This is a genomic window from Streptomyces sp. L-9-10, assembly GCF_004151105.1.
In the GTDB taxonomy this organism is placed as follows: domain Bacteria; phylum Actinomycetota; class Actinomycetes; order Streptomycetales; family Streptomycetaceae; genus Streptomyces.
The window spans coordinates 1-18,575 of record NZ_PHRF01000028.1 but is presented as its reverse complement, the minus strand read 5'-3'; the positions used below and the strand labels follow the sequence as shown (position 1 = coordinate 18,575).

Sequence of the window (18,575 nt, the reverse complement as noted above, 5' to 3'; positions counted from 1 at the left end):
CGTGTCACTCCTTGGTCGCGCCGGCCAGGCCACGCACGAAGTAGCTCTGGAAGAAGAGGAAGACGAGGAGCATGGGGACGAACGAGATCGTCATCCCGGCGGCGAACCCGGTCCAGTCCACGGCGTGTTCGCCCTTGAACGAGAGCATTCCGACGGCGAGGTTCTGTAGTTCCGGCTGGCCCAGGGTGAAGACCAGGGGGATGTTGAACTCGTTCCAGTTGCTGACGAACTGGAAGATGACCACCACCGCTATCACCGGTTTCGCGAGCGGGAGGACGAGGCGGAAGGTGCGCAGGAAGCCCGCGCCGTCGAGCTTGGCCGCGTCGAAGAGGGCGGGAGGCACACTGGAGAAGAACCCGATGAAGAGGAGTACGTACAGCGCGCCCGCCGCTCCCGACATCGCGAGAATGACACCGGCCCGCGTATTGAGCAGGCCCAGTTGGTCGACCAGCACGAACTGGGGAATGATGATCGAGGCGACCGGGATGAACAGGGTCGCGACGATGGTCCGGTGGAGCAGTTTACGGCCGGGGAAATCGTAGCGCGCGAGGATGTAACCGCACAGCGCCGATTTCACCAGTTCGATGGCGGTTGATATCACCGTGTACAGCACGGTGTTGAAGAAGAATCGCGAGAACCCGGCGTTCACCCAGGCGCGTCGGAAGTTTTCGAAGTTCAACTGGTCGGGAATGAGCCCCGCGCCCCCGGTGAAGAGTCCTGTCTGGGTCTTGAACGCCCCCGAGACGGTCCAGAGGAAGGGGTAGATCCAGATGAGGGAGACCACCACGAGCAGGGGCAGCGTGATGAGATTGGCCCGGGTCGCCCGGCGCATTCGGAAACGCTCTCTCGTTGTGCTCATCAGACGCCGTACTCCTTCCGGAGCTTCTGCGCCCGGCGCACGAAAAAGCCCTGGCTCATGACAATGATGAAGGCGATGACCGAGAAGAGCAGCGCCGCGGCCGAAGCGTATCCGTAGGAGAAAGGAAGACTTCCGAACGCCTCTTCGTAGATGAAGTACGAGACGACATAGCTGCTGGTGCCGGGACCGCCGCCGGTGAGGGTGACGACCAGCCCGAACACATGCATGGCGTTGACCAGACCGAGCAGAAGGATGATGACCGCCACCGGCTTGATGATCGGCAGCGTGATGCGGGTGAGCTTCTTCCATTCACTCGCGCCGTCGATTTCGGCCGCCTCGTACAGCTCGTCGGGGACGTTCTGGATGGCGGCCATCCAGTAGATGACGTACTGGCCGAACACCTGCCATACCGAGATGAGCACGAGAGCCAGCAGGGAACTCCACCGCGAGGCGAAGAAGTCGACCGACTGGTCGATGATTCCCAGATCACGCAGAATCGCGTTGAGTGCGCCGTTCGACGGATTGAGCAGGTACGTGAAGACGAGACCCGCCATGGCCACGGGGATGATCAGCGGCGCGAAGAACACGGTGCGGAAGACCCTCTTGCCCCGTAGCCATTTCCGTGTGAAGAGGACGGCGACGACGAGAGAGAGCGGGAGTTTGATCGCCGTGGTCAGGACGGCGAAGATCAGGGTGTTGGCCACGGCGAGCCAGAAGAGGCCGTCGCCGAGGATGGATCCGTAGTTCCCGGTGCCGACGAAGTTGTCTATCGGCCCGCTGCCCGACCAGTCGAAGAACGAGTAGTAGACCGTCGCGACGAGTGGCCACATCGTGAACCCGATGTACAGGAGAAGAAAGGGCGCCATGAAGAGGGCCACCCACAGGCGGTCCCATCCTTTGGCCCGCTCGCGTGGTGCCTCATGGCTGGGCGGCGGTTCCCTCGACGCGTCCTTCCGTGAAGCGGACTCCGCTGAAGGGGGTGCGGCCGGCGGGGGAATCTGAACGGCTGTCATGAAAGGTCCTCGTCTTGCGGGGAAGTACGGGCGGTGCGGGGTGGACCGGTCGGGTTGAACTCGCGGCCACTACTGCTTCGGCGCGTAGTCCTCGGTGTACTTCCAGTCGGGGAAGGTGTAGCAGTCGATCGAAACCTTCAGACCCGACGCCGCTTCCTTCTTGAGCCCGTCCTCCAGGGTCTTCTGACGCTCCGCGACCAGTTTCTTCGCCTCCGGGGCCAGCGGCTTTCCGCTCGTGAGTGCCTCGACCATCGCCTCGTACTCCCAGTTGGGCCGCTTGGAGATGGCGTCCAGATAGGCCGTCGACTTGACGAGGTCGGGGCACTTCTGGACAGGAACGGGCACGTTCACGCGGTAGCCCGGCTGATCCGCGATCTTCATGATCTGCTTCACGGCGGGGTCGGTGACTTGCTTGGCCGAATCGGCGAACGCGAGCGTTCCGAAGCCGGTCTTGAGGTACTCCTTCGCGAAGTAACCGTCGGGTTCGGTCATCCACTGCAGGAATTCCGAGGCGGCTTCCGCCTTCTTCGTCTGCGAGCTCACCCAGTACTTGTTGCCGTCGTGCTGGCGGGCCAGGGCGCCGGTCGCCCCGCCGTCGGGTACGGGATGGGCCGCGACGGTGTACTTGTCCCCCGTGAACCCCTGGCTGTTCCAGACACTGGGTACCCAGGTGCCGTCCAGGTAGATCCCGGCCTGCCCGACGGCGAACTGCTGCCGGGAGAAGTTCTTGTCGTTCAGCCCGGGGGCCAGGTAGCCGGCCTTCTGAAGCTCCTGGATGTACGAGAAAGTCTTCAGGGCCTGCGGGTCGTCCAGCGAGAACTTGCCCTCGTGGAAATTGAAGAACAGGTCGGTCGACACTCCCGAGGCGAGCGCGAACCACACACGCTGAAGCTCCTGTTCCTTGCTGGGGGACGCGATGCAGTAGGCGTCGGTCTTGTCCTCGATCCGGGCACAGACGTCCTTCAGTTCCGACCAGGTCTTCGGCGGCTTCGCCGTGTCGAGCCCGGCGTCCTTGAAGACCTTCTTGTGCAGGAACATGTATCCGGGACCCCAGTAGAGGTTCTCGGAGAAGGGGAAACCATAGGTCTTGCCCTGGTAGGTGTTGATCCCCTCGACGAAAGAGCCCTCCGGCCAGCGGCTGGTGAAGTCCTTGGAAACCTTGCCGTCCGAGGTCAGCGGCCGGATCCATTTCTGGTCGAGCAACTGGGCCATGTTCGACGGGCCACCGGAACTCCAGTAGAAGATGTCCGGCCCTTGGTGACTCTGGAAGGCCAGAGGAAGGGTCTGCTGGTATTCGTCCTGCGAGATCGACCGCCACTCGACCTTGGTTCCGGGGTGCTCCTTGACGTACTGGGCGACGACCTTGTCATGGAAGCCGGTCTGCTCCACGGAGAAGTCCCAGATGGTGAGGGTGTCCCCCGCGGGGCCGTCCCCGCTTGTCCCGCAGCCGGACAGGCCCAGCGCCATCACCGTCATCAGCGCGGCCGCTGTCCGCGAACGTCGTCTCTTGAGCATCGGAGTCCTCCTGCTGGCGTTGCGGCGAAGGCACGCACAGACCTCTGCCGACCGATCGGCCCCGGCTGAAACCCAGGGCCCGAGGTGCGGATGAGGCTAGGGGCGGCAGAAGATCCGAGCAAGCGTTTTCACAAGATCAACTTTGTCCACCTTGGAGGAAGCTCCTCCGCATCACCTCTGAGCTGCACTTTGTTCCAGATCGAGTACACGAAGGACATGACTGATAGGTTCTGAGGAAACGCTTTCACACACCAGGATCGAGACCGGAGGGCCGCCGCTGTGCGCTTGATCGTCCTGACAAAACCGTTCGGATCCACCAGCGTCGACCGGGTCGCCGACCGGCTCGCCTCCCTGAGCGTGGACGGCACCGACCTTCTCGTCCGCGCGGGGCAGGCGGTGACGCCCAGCACCCCGGAGGACATCGTCGCCGCGGCACGCACCCTGGAGCGCGCGGGGCTCGGGCTCGACATCGTCACCACCGATCTCACGGCCGCCGGGCCGGAGGCGGAGCGGATCATCGCGAGCTGCGCCGAAGCGGGGGTCCCTCTGGTGCGTATCGGTTTCTACCGCTACCCCGAGCACGGGGACTACGCGACATACCTGGACGACGCCCGCCGGCGGCTGGCCGGCCTCGTGGCCCTCGCCGCCGCTCACGGTGTGCGGCCCGCGCTCCAACTGCACCACGGCACCCTGCACATCTCAGCGGCACACGCTCTGCGGCTCCTCGAAGGACACGGCGATGTCCTCGTCTACGCCGATCCCGGCAACCAGGCCAAGGAGGGAAGCGAGGACGTGCGGCTCGGCCTCGACATGCTGGGCATCGAACGCATCGGCTGCGTCGGCGTCAAGAACGCGGTGTGGCGGCGGGGCGCGCGGGGCTGGGAGTGCGACTGGCAGCCACTCGCCGACGGTGGCGTCGTCAACTGGCCGAAGATCCTCCCGCTACTGCTCCGGCGCGGCTACCGGGGTCCGCTCTCTCTCCACGTCCACTACCCGTTCGGATCGCTGGAGCGCGTGCTTCAGCGTGACGTGAACCATCTGCGGGACCTCGTCGCGGACGCGCGGAGGGAAAACGAGGCGCAGTGAATCGTTTTACCCTGTCAGGGGTACGCCCACGGCCTCCGCGGCAACCGGCCGGGGGCTCACCCCAGATGTGTTCCGCTTGAGGTTCTTGTTTTCTCCCGGACTTTCGGAGGCGCTCGTTGAGCAGGTCGCGGATCGGCAGATCAGGCAGCGAGACAGGGCGGTCCCGGGTGACCATCCGTGAAGTGGGCGCGGCGGCCGGCGTCTCGACCTCCACGGTGTCCCGGGTGCTCAACGGCACTGCCAAGGTGGACCCTTCGCTGGTTCAGAGGGTGCACGACGCCGTCGCGGACCTCGGCTACCGGCCCAACGCGGCCGCCCAGGGACTGGCCCGCGGCGAGGCGGGCGCGATCGGGGTCCTGGTCCCGGATCTGGCGAACCCATACTTCCCCGACATCCTCAAGGCGGTCTCCAGCGTGGCCCGTACACACGGACGCCGCGTCATGATCATGGAGTCCGACGAGAACGCGGCGAGCGAATACGAGTACGCGCAGGACCTGATGCGGTGCTGCGACGGGGTGCTGCTGTGTTCGACCCGGATGGACCGTGCCTCGCTGGTGGACCTGACCCTCCAGGGCTCTCCGATGGTCATGGTCAACCGGATGGTTCCCGGCCTCAGCACGCCCTCGGTCTCGGTCGACTTCTACGGCGGCATGACACTGGTCTGCGGGCACCTCGCCCAGCTCGGGCACCGCCGGGTGGCATACCTCAGCGGCCCCGAAGCCTCCTGGGCCAACGCGGAGCGCGTACGGGCCTTCGCCGCGGCAGCGGCCTTCGGCCTCGACATCACCGTCGTCCCCTGCGGCTCCACCACCCGCCATGGGTACGAGGCCATCGCCTCGCTGCCGGACGCGGGCATCACGGCGATCGTCGCGTACAACGACCTCGTGGCTCTCGGCGCCATGGCCGGATTCGAAGAACGGGGCGTCAGGGTGCCCGACGACATGTCCGTCATCGGGTGCGACAACCTGTCGCTCGACCGCATGCCGTCCTCGGGCCGCCTCCTCACCACGGTGTCGGGCCCCCGGGACCAGCTCGGCAGGCAGGCCGCCGAGCGCCTGGAGCTGTTCATGACCTCGGAACCCGACAGCGAACCACTCCTTATCCCGATGGAGTTGGTCATCAGGGACACCAGCGTCCCTCCGGGGACCACGAGGCCCTCACACACCCCGTAGGGCGACGGGCCGCGGGCGCGGCTCGGCGCCGAGACCGGCTCCCCGGCGCCGGACGGCTCATTGCCGTAACGGTGCGCGTCCGGTCCCGTACGCGTGGTGAGACCGGGCCGGGTCGCGCTCGCCCCGGGTCGGCGTGCGCGCCCCTTCCGCTTGACTGTCGACACCCACGTCGATACTTTTACATTCATGACGAACAGTGATGCTCTCAGCGCGAGCGGCGCCGCCTCGGACGCGCCGCGGATCCATGTCGTCACCGGTTCCGCCTCCGGCATCGGTCTGGCGACCAAGCAGCTTCTGGAGTCCCAGGGGCACCGCGTCATCGGGGTCGATCTCCGCGACGCCGATGTGATCGCCGACCTCTCGACGCCCGAGGGCCGTACCGCCCTGGTCGATCGGGTGACAGAGCTCAGTGGCGGCGGGATCGACGCGATTCTGGCCGTGGCGGGCGTCGACATCGCGGGACCGGCCACCGTCGCGATCAACTACTACGGTGCGATCGCGACCATGGAGGGCCTGCGTCCGCTCCTGCTCGCATCGCCCGCTCCACGCGTCGTCGCCGTCTCCTCGATCACCTCGGTCCACCCGTTCGACCAGCGGCTCCTGGACATCATGCTGGACGGAACGGAAGAGGAGGCGCTGTCCCGTGCCGCCGTCGCGGGTCAGGTGTACGCGACGACCAAGCGGGCCCTGTCGCGGTGGATCCGCCGGCGCGCCGTCCACCCGGAATGGGCCGGCGCGGGCATTCCGCTCAACGCGGTCGCTCCCGGCCTGGTCCGCACCGAACTCCTCAAGCGGCTCTTCGAGGACCAGGAGACCAAGCGGCGCATCGAGGCGGGCAGCCCGATGCCGCTGGGCGGCCCCTACGAGCCCGTGGCGGCTGCCGAACTGCTGGCCTGGCTCACGAGTGAGAAGAACGGCCACATGACGGGGCAGACCATCTTCCTCGACGGGGGCGCCGATGTGGTGCTGCGCGGCGATTCCACCTGGTGACCACATGCTGCCGAGGAGATGACGGCGGTGCGCCGCCTCCAGCGGGACGGGACGCGCCGTCGGCCGAAGACCTCACGAAGGCCGGGCCCGGATGTCACGCCCCGCTGGGCAACAGCCGTTCAAGGGAGTCGAGACTCGATCGCGCCATCATGAGCGCCGAGCGGACCGAGTCGGCAGGCCCGCGGGCATCTTCGACGACAAGCATGTCGATGGCGGACTGGGTGATCTGCCGGGCCACCGCGTCCACGTCATAGTCGGGACCGGGGTGGTACCACCAGGCCACCCAGTTGCACATACCCAGCACACTGAAGGCGGCCACTCGGGGGTCCAGCGGTTTGAACTCCCCCGCGTCGATGCCGTCTTCGATCATTCCGGACAGCTCCGCCAGCACTTGGCGTCGCGCCTCGCGGTGACGTACCTGCCAGGGCTCCGGAAGCATCGACTCGGACTGGTCGAGCACCCGGAACTGGCTGGGAGAGGCGGCCCGCTGACGTACGACCAGGTCCGTGAACTCCCGTAGCTTTCCCTCGTGGGAGAGGTCGGTACGGGCGTGCAGGCCGACAACCGCTTCGGCGAGCGCGAAGCCGATCTGCTCCACCAGCATCTCCAGCAACTGTTCCTTGCTGGAGACGTAGTGGTAGAGCGCGGTCCGAGAGACTCCCACCGCCTCCGCGATGTCCTGGAGGGTGGTCGACTCGTATCCCTGTTCCGCGAACAGTTGGGTTGCCTTCTCCAGGACATCACGCGTGACAAGTGAGCGGCGCGCGGTACTCCGCCGCCCGCTTTCGGGGGTCTTTGCTTTGGCCATGCCTGAGATCGTAGGCGAGAAGGTCATCCGAGGCGTCCAGGACCGTCGCCGGCCATGACGTGCGCGACGGCGGTCCCTGTGTCCGCGGGGCGGACCTTCTCCGCGGGGCGGACCTTCGTTCAGACCGCGAGAGGAAACCGCTCCGCCAGCCACGCGCCGATCACCTCGGCCGCGAGACCGCTGCCGGTCGGCTCGCCGGGTGCGATGGGACCGCCGAAGTGCAGTCCGCGTACGCTGCGGTGCGTCACGTCCGCCGAGCCGAGGCTGCTCAGCATGGCCGAGGTGTCCTGCGGGAAGGACGCCTGGTCCCCGGTGAGTTCGACAAGCAGCGTGGGCGCGGTGACGCCGGGTGCGCAGCGGAGGAAGTCCGCGTTGGTCGACACGGCGGACCAGGTGGACAGCCAGGCTTCCGGTGTGGACAGTCGCCCGAATCCCACGAGTCCGTAGTTGATGAGGTCGGGGCGGCTGCCGAAGAGTGACCCATAGGGGCGTTCGTTGGCGTCCAGTGACTGGTCGACGCCACGGAGATCGGCGTCGGTGCGGTAGACCGTGATGATCCTCGGGGCCAGCGCCCGTCGCCGGTCGGCGGCGTCACCGCTCCGCTTGAAGCGCCTGCGTGCGACCGCCGCTTCGTCGGCCAGCTCCCGGGCGCGGGTGTCGATGCGCCCGATACGGGCTCGCTGGGCCGCCCGGTAGCGCTCGACGAACTCGGGCGAGTAGGCAGAGCTTTGAGGTGCGGGGGCGAAGCCGTTGGCCACGCTGTACGGGTCGAGAGCGGGGTCGACGGACATGGGGTCGGTCTCATCCGTGACCGAGGGATCGATCAGGCGCTGCAACAGCGCGCCCTGTCCCGGATGGGGCGCCATGAAGACGGCCGCGTCCGCGACCGGCAGATCGGCGCCGGCCAGATCGACGGGGCGACCGGCGGGTGTGCGGGAAATCCGCTGCTCGGGGGGCAGTCCGGCCTGCGCGTGGTAGAGCGCGGCGAGTGTGCCGCCGCCCGAGTGTCCGAGCGTGACCACGTGATCGAAGCCGACGCCCCGAAGGAACGCCAGGCCCGCGGCCATGTCCAGTACAGCCTGCTCGTGAAGCAGGTTGAGGTCGTTGTTGACCGAGCGCGTTCCCTGCGTCCACACCGCCGCTCCCCTGGCGAGCAGTTCGGGCACCAGGACGTGGTGGGTGAAGTCCTGACGGGGATGCATCAGACAGACGACCGTGCGGGCGCCGGGGGTGCTGCGCAGCACCCCCGTCACCGTCGCACCGTCCGCGGTGGTCAGTTCGTGCAGCGAGGAGACTGTCGTGCCGGGGACCGCGCGGGCGGTGACGTACCGGCCGGCTCCCAGCCGCTCCGAGGAACTCATCGTGCCTCCACGCGCAGTGCGTTCTTGTCCTGCTGAGTGATCCGGGAGGCCACGAGCCCGGCCACCGCGCTGTACCAGACAGCGTGCCGGCATCCGGTGGCCCGGCGGTCCACGACGATGGTCCTGGGGGAGGTGATCCGGAAGTACGGTCCGATCCTGTCCACCTCCACAGCGGGGTCCTGCGCGGCGACCTCGGGAATCGTGGTGTTCTCCGGGACGTCCAGGACGAAGAAGGTGCTCATCCCCGGGTCAGCTCCTCCGCGAGGCCGCCGACACGGTCTTCCTCCCATTGCGCGGCCCGCTCGACGATGAGCTCCGCCTTGCGGGTGAGCAGCTTGTCCATGCTGGGCTCCGGCCCCGAGGCCACGTCGACCAGAGCGTCGACGGTGAGGGCGGCGTCGAGGTCTTCCTGTGGCGTGACCGGCCGCAGCGCGCGGGTGATCTCGACCATGTAGCCATTCGGGTCGTGGGTGTAGATCGACTCGATCGTCTCGTGCATGACCTGCATCTCGACCGGCCACTGGGACGCGTCGAGACGGCGGCGGTATTCGAGCAGGTCCCGCTCGTTGTCGACATGGATGGCCAGATGGCGGGAGTTGATGAAGAACTGGGGCACGTCATCGGCGAACTTCGCGTAGACATCGCCCGCGTCACCGGCTCCGGCGGGGGGCTCGAATCCGAAGTAGTAGAAGAAGGCGATGCGGTCGTCGTTGCCGATGTCGAAAAAGAAGTGGATGAAGTCCGGGTGCCGCTCCGGACCCCAGCCCGCGGCGCAGATCGAGTGGACGACCGGGAACTTCAGCACATCACGGTAGAAGCGCACGGTGCCCACGGGGTCGAACGTGGGGAAGGCGGCGTGGTCGACGCCCTTGACCCGGTGTTCTGGCTGATTCATGTCGGATCTCCTCGTACTCGAACTCGAACTCGTTGTCGCAGCGGATCGGTGGGTGGGAGCCGGTCATCCGGCGACGAGGGAATCCATCCGGAGCAGGCTCCCGGCACCCGGGATGTCGACGGTCAGTCCGAGCTTTCGCAGCAGGGTGTACGCGCCCGCCGTCGCCGCCGAGACGACCGGAATGCCGAACTCGTCCTCCGCGGCCTGGACGAGGTCGAGTGAGGGCATCTGCACGCAGGCCGAGATGATCAGCGCGTCGACCCCGTCCAGGTCCAGGTCCCGTGCGGCACTCATCACCTGCTCACCCGGGATGCGGCCGACCTGTTCGTTGTCCTCGACTTCGAGGGCCCGCCAGTCGGCGACGTCGAACCCCTCCGCTTCCACGTAGGCGACGACCTGACGCGCCAACGGAAGTGTGTACGGGGTGATCAGGGCGATCCTGCGTGCTTTCAGGGCGCTCAGCCCTTCCGACAGCGCGCCGGCGCTGGACAGCACCGCGGCGTTCGCCCCGCCGGTGGAGAGTTGCTCGCTGACCGCCGACTCGACGCGCAGGTGCTCGCCCGGTCCACCGACCGCCAGCGCCACCAGACAGGCGTAGAGGACGGCGTCGACCCCCGCGTCGCCCAGTTCCAGGACGCACCGTTCGCGCTGAGCGTTCATCGCCCGCAGTTGCTCGGGCGACACCGTGTGCATGCGCATGCGGCTGGCATGGAACGAGAAGTTCGCCTCGGGGTGCCGGCCGAGCAGTCGCGGCATCTCGGTCTCGACCGTCACGTTCGAGCTGGGTACGACGAGTCCGATCCGGATCGGTGCAGGCATGGGACATTCCCTCCAGTTGACTCTGATGACTATTTTTCGACGCCGACGTCAACATGTCAAGAGCCGACCGCCCACACCGGCGGCCCGGCAGGACGGGCATGCGGGGGTGAGCGCCGCCGCACGGCACCCACTCACGTCGAGAGACGAGGCATGGCGGAGGGACCGAGTCGAGGCGGGAAGAGAGGTCAGCTCTCCGAGGGAAGCAGGCGCTCCAGCGCGTCGAGGCTCGACCGCGCCGCGGCCAGGGCGGAGCGCGCGGAATCCGCCCGCCCTCGCGGCGCGTCGACGTCGGCGACCATGTCGACGGCGGACTGACTGATCTGACGGGCCATGGAATCGATGTCGTAGTCCGGGCCGGGGTGGTACCACCAGGCCACCCAGTTGCACATCCCCAGGACGCTGAACGCCGCGACCCTGGGATCGAGGGGCCTGAACTCCCCTCCCTCGATGCCTTCTTCGATCACACCGGAGAGCGCGGCCAGCACATCGCGTCGCGCTTGGCGGTGCCGAGAACGCAGCGGATCCGGCAGCACCGACTCGGTCTGGTCGTGGACCCGGAACTGGTGCGGGGATTCCGCCCGCTGCCGCACGAGCATGTCGGTCAGCTCACGCAGCTTCCCCTCGGCGGTCAGGTCCGTACGAGCCCGCAGCACCGCCAGAGCCTCGGCCAGCCCGAGGCTCATCTGCTCGACCAGCATCGCGAGCAGATCTTCTTTGCTGGTCACGTAGTGATAAAGGGCGGTACGCGAGACGCCGACGGCGGCGGCGACATCCTGGAGAGTGGTCGCCTCGTACCCCTTCTCCGCGAAGAGGAGCGTCGCCTTCTCCAGCAGGTCACGGGTGACCAGCGTCCGCCGGGCCGTACTGCGGCGCGAGGCTTCCGCACCCTTCGCGGCCGGCTCCTCGGCCGCCGCGACAGGGCCCGTATCCCGTTCCCGTGATGTACCGGCCATGCCTCTGATCCTAGTCGAAACCAGGCTGACATGTCGATAAATTTACGCTCGCGACGAATCAGGACGGCGGGCGCCGCCGCGAGGCCCCGGGGCGGTGCTTTCAGAACGGGTACGCGGGGATCTCGGCGCGGCTGGTGACCCACTGCCATTCGGAGAACTGGTCGGCGTTGGTGTGCGTGCTGTGGTTGAAGCCGTTGCCGGACGCGCCGATGCCACCGATCGGCCCGTACACCTCGTGAAGCACGGTCTGGTCATTGATGTGGACGACCCCGGAACGCAGCTGGTCCGCGATCCGCTGAGCACGGGCCTGGTCCGCCGAGACGACCGCCGCCACCAGTCCGTAGCTTGTCCGATTGGCCAGGGCGACGGCCTCCGCGTCGGTGCTGAACGTGGTGATGGCCGCGACCGGGCCGAAGATCTCCTCGTCGAAGGCCGGCATGCCCGGTGCGACATCGGTCAGTACGGTCGGTTCGAAGAAGAGCCCGTCACGGGAGCCGCCCACAAGAGCTCGCGCTCCCCGGGAAAGAGAGTCGCCGACAATCCGCTCGACGCGCGCCGCCTGACGCTCGTTGACGATCGGCCCCACCGTCACACCCTCGGTCATCGGGTCACCGACCACCAACGCCTTGGCCTTTCCGACCAGCGCCTCGGTGTAGGCATCCGCGACCCGTTCATGCACGAGGTGACGTCCGGCGGTGAGGCAGATCTGCCCCTGGTGGAAGAAGGAGCCCCAGGCCCCGGCGCCGGCCGCCGCTTCGACATCGGCGTCATCCAGCACGACGTAGGGATTGTTGCCCCCGAGCTCCAGGGACACCCGCTTGAGCAGGCCGCCCGCCACGGAGCCGATCTCCCGGCCCGCGCGGGTCGAACCCGTGAAGCTCACCATGTCCACCGCCGGGTCCTTGACCAGGGCCTGGCCGGTCTCGATCGCGCCGGGCAGGACATGCAGCAGCCCCGGGGGAAGTCCCGCCTCCTCCAGTAGCCGCGCGAAGACGACACCACCGGACACCGGCGACTGGACGTCGGGCTTGAGAAGAACGGCGTTCCCCATCACCAGCGCGGGGCCCACGGCGCGGGCAGCCAGCAGAAGGGGCGAGTTCCATGGCGTGATGACGCCGACGACACCGATCGGAATCCGGCGGGCGACACTGCGGCGTCCCGGTTCCGCACTGGCCGCCAGGATGCCCTGCGGCTGACTGCCGAGTGCGGCGGCCTCAAGGATCTCGCGGGCGGTCATGCGCGCCTCCCACTCCCCTTTGAGGCGGATGGCACCGGTCTCGCGCATAAGCTGCTCGGCGATCTCGTCGGCGTGCTCCAGGAGGAGTTCCGAGAACCTCCGCAGGACGTCTCCGCGCTCAGGGGCGGGCACCTGGGCCCAGGCCGCCTGCGCCTCCCTGGCAGCGGCCGCGGCGGCCGCGACATCGTCCACCGAGGCAAGCCCGGTGTGGCCCAGGACTGCGCCCGTGGCCTTCTCGGTCACCGGCTCGGTCCCGAGCCCCGGCTCCTTCCACCCATTGCTGTAGATCTTGCCGTTCCACGCGCCGGAGGGCGCGAAGAGAGTGCTGGACATGAACGTCTCCTCGCTGGTCATACGCCTCGGGAGCACGACATCCCATCAATGCCCGCCGAGACGACTCGCCTCCCACAATGAACCCGGCACACAACCTCGGTCAACCTCGATGTCGAAATATCGACGACCAAGTCGAGTCGCCTCGCGTCATCCTTCCAAGGAGGCGCACCAGTCCACATGTGACGCCGCCGTCAAAACTTCGACACCCGGGGTGGAACTTCGGAGGAAGTGTCGTTAGATTGCGAAGCATGGCGAAAACAACGGCGCGCACGTTCCCCGGCGGCGAAGTCGACGAGCCCGGACTCGTTCCGTACCCGGCAGAGGTCGAGGCCCGTTACCGGGCGGCCGGTCTCTGGTCCGGCCGGTCCCTGCCGGCGGAACTGATGTCCGCCGCGTCCGCTCATGCCGGACGTACGGCGTTGATCACTCCCGAGGGAAGTCGGAGCTACCAGGAACTCTTCGACGAAGCCCAGCGGTTCGCCGCCGGGCTGCTGAAGTCGACGAGCCTGCGGCCCGGGGACGCCGTGATGTTCCAGATGGGCAACGTCGCCGAGACCGTTGTGTCCTATCTGGGCTGCCTGCTGGCAGGGGTGCGGCCGGTGTGCACCCTGCCACAGCACGGCGTCCGGGAGATCAGTGTGCTGGCCCGGCACATCGGCGCCCGTGGCCTCGTTCTGCAGGCCGACTTCGGGCGCGGGCAGCTGCCCGAGAACGCGCGTGCGCTCGTCGCCAGTGGCGTCATCGAGGACGTCGTCGTGGCCCGCGGCCGGACATCCGGCTTCGTGGCGTACGAGGAACTGCTCGCGTCCGGGGCCACTGCCGGCTTCGAGGCCCTGCCGTACCACCGCTGCGACCCTCGCCGGATCGCCGTCTTCCAGCTCTCCGGAGGCACCACCGGCCTGCCCAAGATCGCGCCCCGGCTGCACGAGGAATACGCCTACAACGCCCGCGTCTGGGCCCGGACACTGGGCTGGGGCGAGGGAACCGTGGTTCTGTATCCGCTCCCGATCATGCACAACGCGGGAGTCGCCCTGGCCCTCCAGCCCGCGCTGCTCAGCGGCGCCACGCTGGCCCTGGCCCCCTCGGCGGACGTGGGCGCGCTGCTCGACCTGATCGAGGCAACCCGCCCGGACGTGATCCCCCTGGTGCCGCCCGCCCTGGCGATCCGGCTGCTCGACGATCCACGCGGACGGAAGACCGACCTGTCCTCCATCAAGGACTTCATCGTCGGCGGACAGAAGCTGGCCGAGGAAGTGGCCGAGCGCCTGCGGGACGAGCTGGGCATCACGGTGCGGCAGAAGTTCGGCATGGCCGAAGGGATGTTCCTCGTCACGCCCGCGCACGCCGGTGAACGAGTGCGGCACCACACGGTGGGCGAGCCGCTCTCCCCCGACGACGAGATCCGTATCCTGCGGCCCGGCCAGGACACGGAGGTGCCACCCGGCGAGATCGGCGAACTGTGCGTCCGCGGCCCCTACACGATCCGCGGCTACTACCGCGCGGAACGGCACAACGCCCAGGCGTTCACCGCGGACGGTTTCTACCGCACGGGCGACCTCGCCAGGCGGCACGTCATCGACGGCCTGACCTGCTACTCGATCGACGGCCGCATCAAGGACGTGATCAACCGCGGGGTGGAGAAGATCCATGCCGACGAGGTCGAGGAACTGATCATGCGTCACCCCGCCATTTCCCAGGCCGCCCTGGTGGCCATGCCGGACACGGTCCTGGGAGAGCGCGGATGCGCCTACCTCGTCCTCGTCCCCGGCGGAGAGCCGCCGACCGTGGGGTCGCTGGGCGAGTTCCTGTTGGCGCAGGGCCTGGCCAAGTACAAGCTGCCGGAACGTGTCGAGGTAAGGGTCGGCCTGCCACTGTCCAACGTGGGCAAGGTTTCGAAGAAGTCCCTGCGGGAGGACATCGAGACCAAGCTTGCCCAGGAGAACGTCGCGGGCTGAAAGGTCGGGCCAACCCAACGCGACAGCGCGGGAACACGCAGGTCGTCACGACGGAACGGGACATTCCAAGATCTCCAGAGTCCCCCACCCCGTGTCGGGACGGGGTGGGGGCCTGGCTGCGGCGGACCTGTCGGATCCGTCGCCGGATCGTCACGCAGGAGGTTCGAGTGTGACCGAAGCGTTGGACACCTCGGTCCGCAGGTCGGCTCCCGTGGTGCTGTTGACCATCTGGACAGCTATCACCTTGGATTCCGCCGGAACGGCGGAGCCGCCCAGGTACGCACGGTACTTCTCGGCGAGTGCGGTGAAGTCGACCGAGACCCGGCTGGTGGTTCCGGCCGCGATCTCCTGCCCTTGCACCGTGACGCGGCATGTGTTGTTCTGGCAGCCGTTGTTCCAGAAGACGCCGTCCGCGTTCGGCTGCATGAATTTGCCGGGGTTGAAGTGGACAACGGAGATGACATTCTTCCTGTCGCCGTCCGTGTAGATGAGATCCGTCGTGAGGATGGCGCGCTTCTCCCCGCAGGCGAAGGTGCCGCTCTGCTTGGCGTAGGCGTCGTAGGAGACCTTGAGCCGTCCGTCCGCGAAGTTGTAGTGCTGGCCCGGGGCCGGGCGGCGCAGCGAACTCGACGGATAGTGGTAGGAGAACGCCACCTCACGGAGGAGGCAATCGCCCACCTGCTGCGCGTTGTTCTCCAGCCCCAGCTTCAGCGGGGTTCCGGAATTCCCCGAAACCTGACCGTCGTAGCCGGGGTACTTCGTGCGCTGGTCACTCTTCCAGTTCACGGTCACGAAGTCCCACGCGGGACAGGCTTTCCTGTTGTTCGAATCGGTGTAGGGAAAGCGTCCGAAACAGGAATCGTCGGCACGCAGTTCATTGTCCACGGCGCGACAGCCGGAGGTGTCGTAGTACGTGCTCTGCGGCCCGGCGGGCAGGTCCGGAAATTCCTCCACGACACCGAAACACCGGTTCTTGGGGCCGGGGTCGAAGACGATCGAGGTGGACTGGGTGACCGGCGAGCCGGCGCTGACCGGGCTGGCCGTCGCGCCGAAAGGGATGAGCAGTGCGAGTGGGGCCGCGCCGAGCGCGTAGCGAAACAGGCGTCTCAACGGAAACTCCTTCGAGAGGGAATTCATGAGGCGTGTCCCCGGCGGATCCGAAAGTTCCCTCCTTTCCATGGGAGCGTTCCAGGGGACGGTGGTTCGACCGGGATGTTGGTGGGGCAACAGGTCACCCCGTCAGGATGCGAAAAGGGCAGGGCGCAAGCCCCGGGCGATGCGAGTAGGAACACTATTGCGTCTCGTCGTGGAGCTCCGCGACGCGTGGGCCGCCCCGTCCTTGACGGCGTGCCAGGGAGTAAAACCATCCCTGTGAGGTCACGTCAACAGCCGGAAACCATGCACTGGCCCGTTTGTCCAAGTGGAGTGACCAGAAGTGAAAGCGCCGCCCTCACAGAACGATCCGGGCCGTGGGCAGGCCCACGGCCCGCCTCACTCGCGCGGGCAGCCCCCAGGGAATCGACACCGCGCCTCGATGTCGCCGGTGGGGGAACGCCCTGGAGGTTTCCCCGCAACTGCTCAAGGGATCTGGGCGTTTGGCCTCGATCGCGGACGCCGAGGCCCGGACTCGTGGCGGCCACGACGTGCGGGTACGCCCCGGCCCCGGCCGACCTGGCCGGACCCGGGGCAAACTGATCAGCGGTGGCCGAACATTCCCGATTTCTTTTTGCGCCATCCGGCAAGGCATGGCCAAAAGGCTATTCCGTGGTCACAACTCGCTACTTCCGCGGCGTTGTCGTCGGGCCGCAAAGGACTTCAGCGCCGCGCCAGCGCCAGCACGCTCAGTCCGAACATCAGGACGCCCAGGGGGAGATGAACCGACGGTACGTCCGCGATGCCGAGCACGACCTGGACCGAGGCGAGGACAAGGAAGCCGGACGCGTGCCAGACGGGCCGGGGCGAGCCGCCGCCCGGCTTCCACGCCAGCACCGCCGCGAGCACGTACAGCATCGACGCCCCGTACATCACACGGGCTCCGACACTGTGCAGCGTCTCTCCGTAGGACGAGGTCAGCAGCAGTCCGGCGGAGACCGCCTGAAGGAAGATGGTCAAGGTCTGCAGGGTGATCGCGATCTGCAGAAACGACAAGCGGCGCTGTGCCGTCGCCTGAGTTGCCATGCCACGGTCCCCTTTTCCGCCCGGGGGCAGTAGATCGGTAGGGTTTCAACAGCCCGACGACGCGGGCCCGCGAAAGGTAAGGCGAGGAGGCGGTCGGGAGCATGGGGACGGCTGGGACGAGCACCGACGCGCTGGCCGGCGAGCGGCGCCAACTGATCAATGTCGCCTACCGGTTGCTCGGTTCACTGGCCGAGTCGGAGGACGCCGTACAGGAGGCCTACGCGCGCTGGTACGCGCTGCCACGAAGCCGGCGGGACGAGATCGTGTCCCCCGGCGCCTGGCTGACGACGGTGACCGGCCGCGTCTGCCTGGACGTGCTCGGCTCGGCGCGGGCCCGGCGTGAACGCTATGTCGGCGCGTGGTTGCCCGATCCGCTGCCCGACCACACCGAGTGGCACCACGGACCTGGCACCGACCCCGCCGACCAGCTGATCCTGGACGAATCGGTGACCATGGCCTTCCTCGTCGTCCTGGAGTCGATGACACCCGCCGAGCGGGTGGCGTTCGTCCTGCACGACGTGTTCCGGTACCCCTTCGCCGAGATCGCCGGCGTCCTCGGCCGGACCCCCGCGGCCTGCAAGCAGCTCGCGGCCTCCGCCCGGCGGCGGGTGCGCGTCGAGCGGGCTCCGGTGACAGCGACCGGGCAGGCCGACGTGGTGCGACAGGTCAAAGAGGCGTGGGAGACCAGGGACATCGCGGCCCTCGTCGAGCTTCTCGACCCTGCCGCCGTGATGACCGCCGACGGCGGCGGCCTGGTCGGTACCGTCCTGCACCCGATCGAGGGCGGTACGCGCATCGCCCAGTACATGGTCGCCATCGCCGACAAGGCTCCGGGGCTCGAACTCCTGGAGCGTTCGGTCAACGGTGTGCCGGGCCTGGTGGCCGAGCGTGCCGGCGCCGTCATGACCGTGGCCGCGTTCGATGTCGCCGACGGCCGCGTCACCCGGATCTGGGCGGTCCGCAACCCGGAGAAGCTGGGGCCGTGGGTGCGGGACGCCTAGGGCCTCTCGTTTGGATCATGCCGGGCTCGCGTGCCCGCGGTGACATCAGCCGCTGCCGCGGCGGGCCGCGCCTCGCCGCGTTGTCGCCGGTCACCAGGGCTCCGCCATGGCTCCCTCCTCCGCCTCGCGATCCTCCCCCGTAGCCTGAACGGCACGGGAGGGACCCCCTCCACCAGACCCCGCTCCCTGATCCGGCCTGATCCAAACGAAAGACCCTAGTAGGGCTTTGTTAGGTGGTGTCGTAGGGCTGCCATGGGGTGGGTTGCCGACAGGTGGGGCAGGTGCCGGTCCAGGTGGCTAACAGGTGTTGGAGGAGTGCCAGGGCCTGGTGGAGAGTCAGGCCCTGGCAGGGACTTTTGGGCAGGACCGCTGCTCGGTCAGGAAGAGATGGGCGGCGGTC

The 18,575-nt window shown here is 67.6% G+C and carries 17 protein-coding genes; 5 read left to right on the top strand and 12 right to left on the bottom strand.

From position 1 onward, the window contains the following. Positions 1-4: 4 nt before the first annotated feature. The 3 genes from CU044_RS08165 to CU044_RS08155 form a co-directional block, all read right to left on the bottom strand. Positions 5-859 carry a carbohydrate ABC transporter permease gene (locus CU044_RS08165; RefSeq protein WP_129767801.1) on the bottom strand — a complete coding sequence of 285 codons (855 nt, stop codon included), beginning with the start codon at positions 857-859 and terminating at the stop codon, positions 5-7. Beyond that, positions 859-1,725, bottom strand: coding sequence for a sugar ABC transporter permease (locus tag CU044_RS08160; RefSeq protein WP_165371817.1), 867 nt, complete (start codon positions 1,723-1,725; stop codon positions 859-861). Before CU044_RS08160 ends, CU044_RS08165 begins: the two co-directional genes overlap by 1 nt. 216 nt (positions 1,726-1,941) lie before the next feature. Then, a complete protein-coding gene (locus tag CU044_RS08155) occupies positions 1,942-3,387 on the bottom strand; it encodes an extracellular solute-binding protein (RefSeq protein WP_129767799.1) in 1,446 nt (481 codons plus the stop codon). A gap of 285 nt (positions 3,388-3,672) precedes the next feature. On the opposite strand from CU044_RS08155, the gene CU044_RS08150 reads away from it, so the two are divergent. The 3 genes from CU044_RS08150 (at position 3,673) to CU044_RS08140 (ending at position 6,635) form a co-directional block, all read left to right on the top strand. Beyond that, positions 3,673-4,473 carry a TIM barrel protein gene (locus CU044_RS08150; protein WP_165371816.1) on the top strand — a complete coding sequence of 267 codons (801 nt, stop codon included), beginning with the start codon at positions 3,673-3,675 and terminating at the stop codon, positions 4,471-4,473. Positions 4,474-4,640: 167 nt separating this feature from the next. Next, positions 4,641-5,645 carry a LacI family DNA-binding transcriptional regulator gene (locus CU044_RS08145; RefSeq protein ID WP_240045430.1) on the top strand — a complete coding sequence of 335 codons (1,005 nt, stop codon included), beginning with the start codon at positions 4,641-4,643 and terminating at the stop codon, positions 5,643-5,645. Between the two features lie 186 nt (positions 5,646-5,831). After that, positions 5,832-6,635, top strand: coding sequence for an SDR family oxidoreductase (locus CU044_RS08140; protein ID WP_129767797.1), 804 nt, complete (start codon positions 5,832-5,834; stop codon positions 6,633-6,635). A 94-nt stretch (positions 6,636-6,729) separates the two neighbouring features. On the opposite strand, the gene CU044_RS08135 is transcribed toward CU044_RS08140, so the two are convergent. The 7 genes from CU044_RS08135 to CU044_RS08105 all read right to left on the bottom strand — a co-directional run bounded on the left by CU044_RS08135 (position 6,730) and on the right by CU044_RS08105 (position 13,041). Then, positions 6,730-7,443: a TetR/AcrR family transcriptional regulator gene (locus CU044_RS08135; RefSeq protein WP_165371815.1), complete on the bottom strand. Its 714-nt coding sequence runs from the start codon at positions 7,441-7,443 to the stop codon at positions 6,730-6,732. 119 nt (positions 7,444-7,562) lie between these two features. Beyond that, complete coding sequence (locus tag CU044_RS08130) at positions 7,563-8,804, bottom strand: alpha/beta hydrolase (RefSeq protein ID WP_129767795.1); 1,242 nt, start codon at positions 8,802-8,804, stop codon at positions 7,563-7,565. Further along, positions 8,801-9,046, bottom strand: a complete 246-nt coding sequence (locus CU044_RS08125; protein ID WP_129767794.1) for a hypothetical protein — start codon at positions 9,044-9,046, stop codon at positions 8,801-8,803. Before CU044_RS08125 ends, CU044_RS08130 begins: the two co-directional genes overlap by 4 nt. Next, positions 9,043-9,699, bottom strand: coding sequence for a VOC family protein (locus CU044_RS08120; RefSeq protein ID WP_129767793.1), 657 nt, complete (start codon positions 9,697-9,699; stop codon positions 9,043-9,045). Before CU044_RS08120 ends, CU044_RS08125 begins: the two co-directional genes overlap by 4 nt. A 63-nt stretch (positions 9,700-9,762) precedes the next feature. After that, positions 9,763-10,518 carry a maleate cis-trans isomerase gene (locus tag CU044_RS08115; protein WP_129767792.1) on the bottom strand — a complete coding sequence of 252 codons (756 nt, stop codon included), beginning with the start codon at positions 10,516-10,518 and terminating at the stop codon, positions 9,763-9,765. A 185-nt stretch (positions 10,519-10,703) separates the two neighbouring features. Then, on the bottom strand, positions 10,704-11,471 hold the full coding sequence (locus CU044_RS08110) for a TetR/AcrR family transcriptional regulator (protein ID WP_129767791.1): 768 nt from the start codon (positions 11,469-11,471) through the stop codon (positions 10,704-10,706). Positions 11,472-11,571: 100 nt separating this feature from the next. Further along, positions 11,572-13,041: an aldehyde dehydrogenase family protein gene (locus CU044_RS08105; RefSeq protein ID WP_129767790.1), complete on the bottom strand. Its 1,470-nt coding sequence runs from the start codon at positions 13,039-13,041 to the stop codon at positions 11,572-11,574. Between the two features lie 248 nt (positions 13,042-13,289). On the opposite strand from CU044_RS08105, the gene CU044_RS08100 reads away from it, so the two are divergent. Beyond that, positions 13,290-14,996 (top strand): AMP-binding protein, encoded by a 1,707-nt coding sequence (locus CU044_RS08100; RefSeq protein WP_129767789.1) that lies wholly within the window; start codon positions 13,290-13,292, stop codon positions 14,994-14,996. Between the two features lie 150 nt (positions 14,997-15,146). Here CU044_RS08100 and CU044_RS08095 read toward each other — a convergent pair whose 3' ends face one another. Together CU044_RS08095 and CU044_RS08090 are read right to left on the bottom strand one after the other, a co-directional pair. After that, positions 15,147-16,106 (bottom strand): hypothetical protein, encoded by a 960-nt coding sequence (locus CU044_RS08095; RefSeq protein ID WP_129767788.1) that lies wholly within the window; start codon positions 16,104-16,106, stop codon positions 15,147-15,149. Between the two features lie 705 nt (positions 16,107-16,811). Further along, positions 16,812-17,174: a hypothetical protein gene (locus CU044_RS08090; RefSeq protein WP_129767787.1), complete on the bottom strand. Its 363-nt coding sequence runs from the start codon at positions 17,172-17,174 to the stop codon at positions 16,812-16,814. Positions 17,175-17,275: 101 nt separating this feature from the next. Between CU044_RS08090 and sigJ the strand changes: the two genes are divergently transcribed. Continuing rightward, positions 17,276-18,175 carry an RNA polymerase sigma factor SigJ gene (gene sigJ / locus CU044_RS08085; RefSeq protein ID WP_129767786.1) on the top strand — a complete coding sequence of 300 codons (900 nt, stop codon included), beginning with the start codon at positions 17,276-17,278 and terminating at the stop codon, positions 18,173-18,175. The last annotated feature ends 400 nt before the right edge of the window (positions 18,176-18,575 follow it).

Bases quoted from the DNA above. Each gene is read 5' to 3' on its own strand.
- CU044_RS08165 (WP_129767801.1), bottom strand. From the start codon at position 859: ATGAGCACAACGAGAGAGCGTTTCCGAATGCGCCGGGCGACCCGGGCC.
- CU044_RS08160 (WP_165371817.1), bottom strand. From the start codon at position 1,725: ATGGCGCCCTTTCTTCTCCTGTACATCGGGTTCACGATGTGGCCACTC.
- CU044_RS08155 (WP_129767799.1), bottom strand. From the start codon at position 3,387: ATGCTCAAGAGACGACGTTCGCGGACAGCGGCCGCGCTGATGACGGTG.
- CU044_RS08140 (WP_129767797.1), top strand. From the start codon at position 5,832: ATGACGAACAGTGATGCTCTCAGCGCGAGCGGCGCCGCCTCGGACGCG.
- CU044_RS08135 (WP_165371815.1), bottom strand. From the start codon at position 7,443: ATGGCCAAAGCAAAGACCCCCGAAAGCGGGCGGCGGAGTACCGCGCGC.
- CU044_RS08130 (WP_129767795.1), bottom strand. From the start codon at position 8,804: ATGAGTTCCTCGGAGCGGCTGGGAGCCGGCCGGTACGTCACCGCCCGC.
- CU044_RS08125 (WP_129767794.1), bottom strand. From the start codon at position 9,046: ATGAGCACCTTCTTCGTCCTGGACGTCCCGGAGAACACCACGATTCCC.
- CU044_RS08120 (WP_129767793.1), bottom strand. From the start codon at position 9,699: ATGAATCAGCCAGAACACCGGGTCAAGGGCGTCGACCACGCCGCCTTC.
- CU044_RS08115 (WP_129767792.1), bottom strand. From the start codon at position 10,518: ATGCCTGCACCGATCCGGATCGGACTCGTCGTACCCAGCTCGAACGTG.
- CU044_RS08110 (WP_129767791.1), bottom strand. From the start codon at position 11,471: ATGGCCGGTACATCACGGGAACGGGATACGGGCCCTGTCGCGGCGGCC.
- CU044_RS08105 (WP_129767790.1), bottom strand. From the start codon at position 13,041: ATGTCCAGCACTCTCTTCGCGCCCTCCGGCGCGTGGAACGGCAAGATC.
- CU044_RS08100 (WP_129767789.1), top strand. From the start codon at position 13,290: ATGGCGAAAACAACGGCGCGCACGTTCCCCGGCGGCGAAGTCGACGAG.
- CU044_RS08090 (WP_129767787.1), bottom strand. From the start codon at position 17,174: ATGGCAACTCAGGCGACGGCACAGCGCCGCTTGTCGTTTCTGCAGATC.
- sigJ (WP_129767786.1), top strand. From the start codon at position 17,276: ATGGGGACGGCTGGGACGAGCACCGACGCGCTGGCCGGCGAGCGGCGC.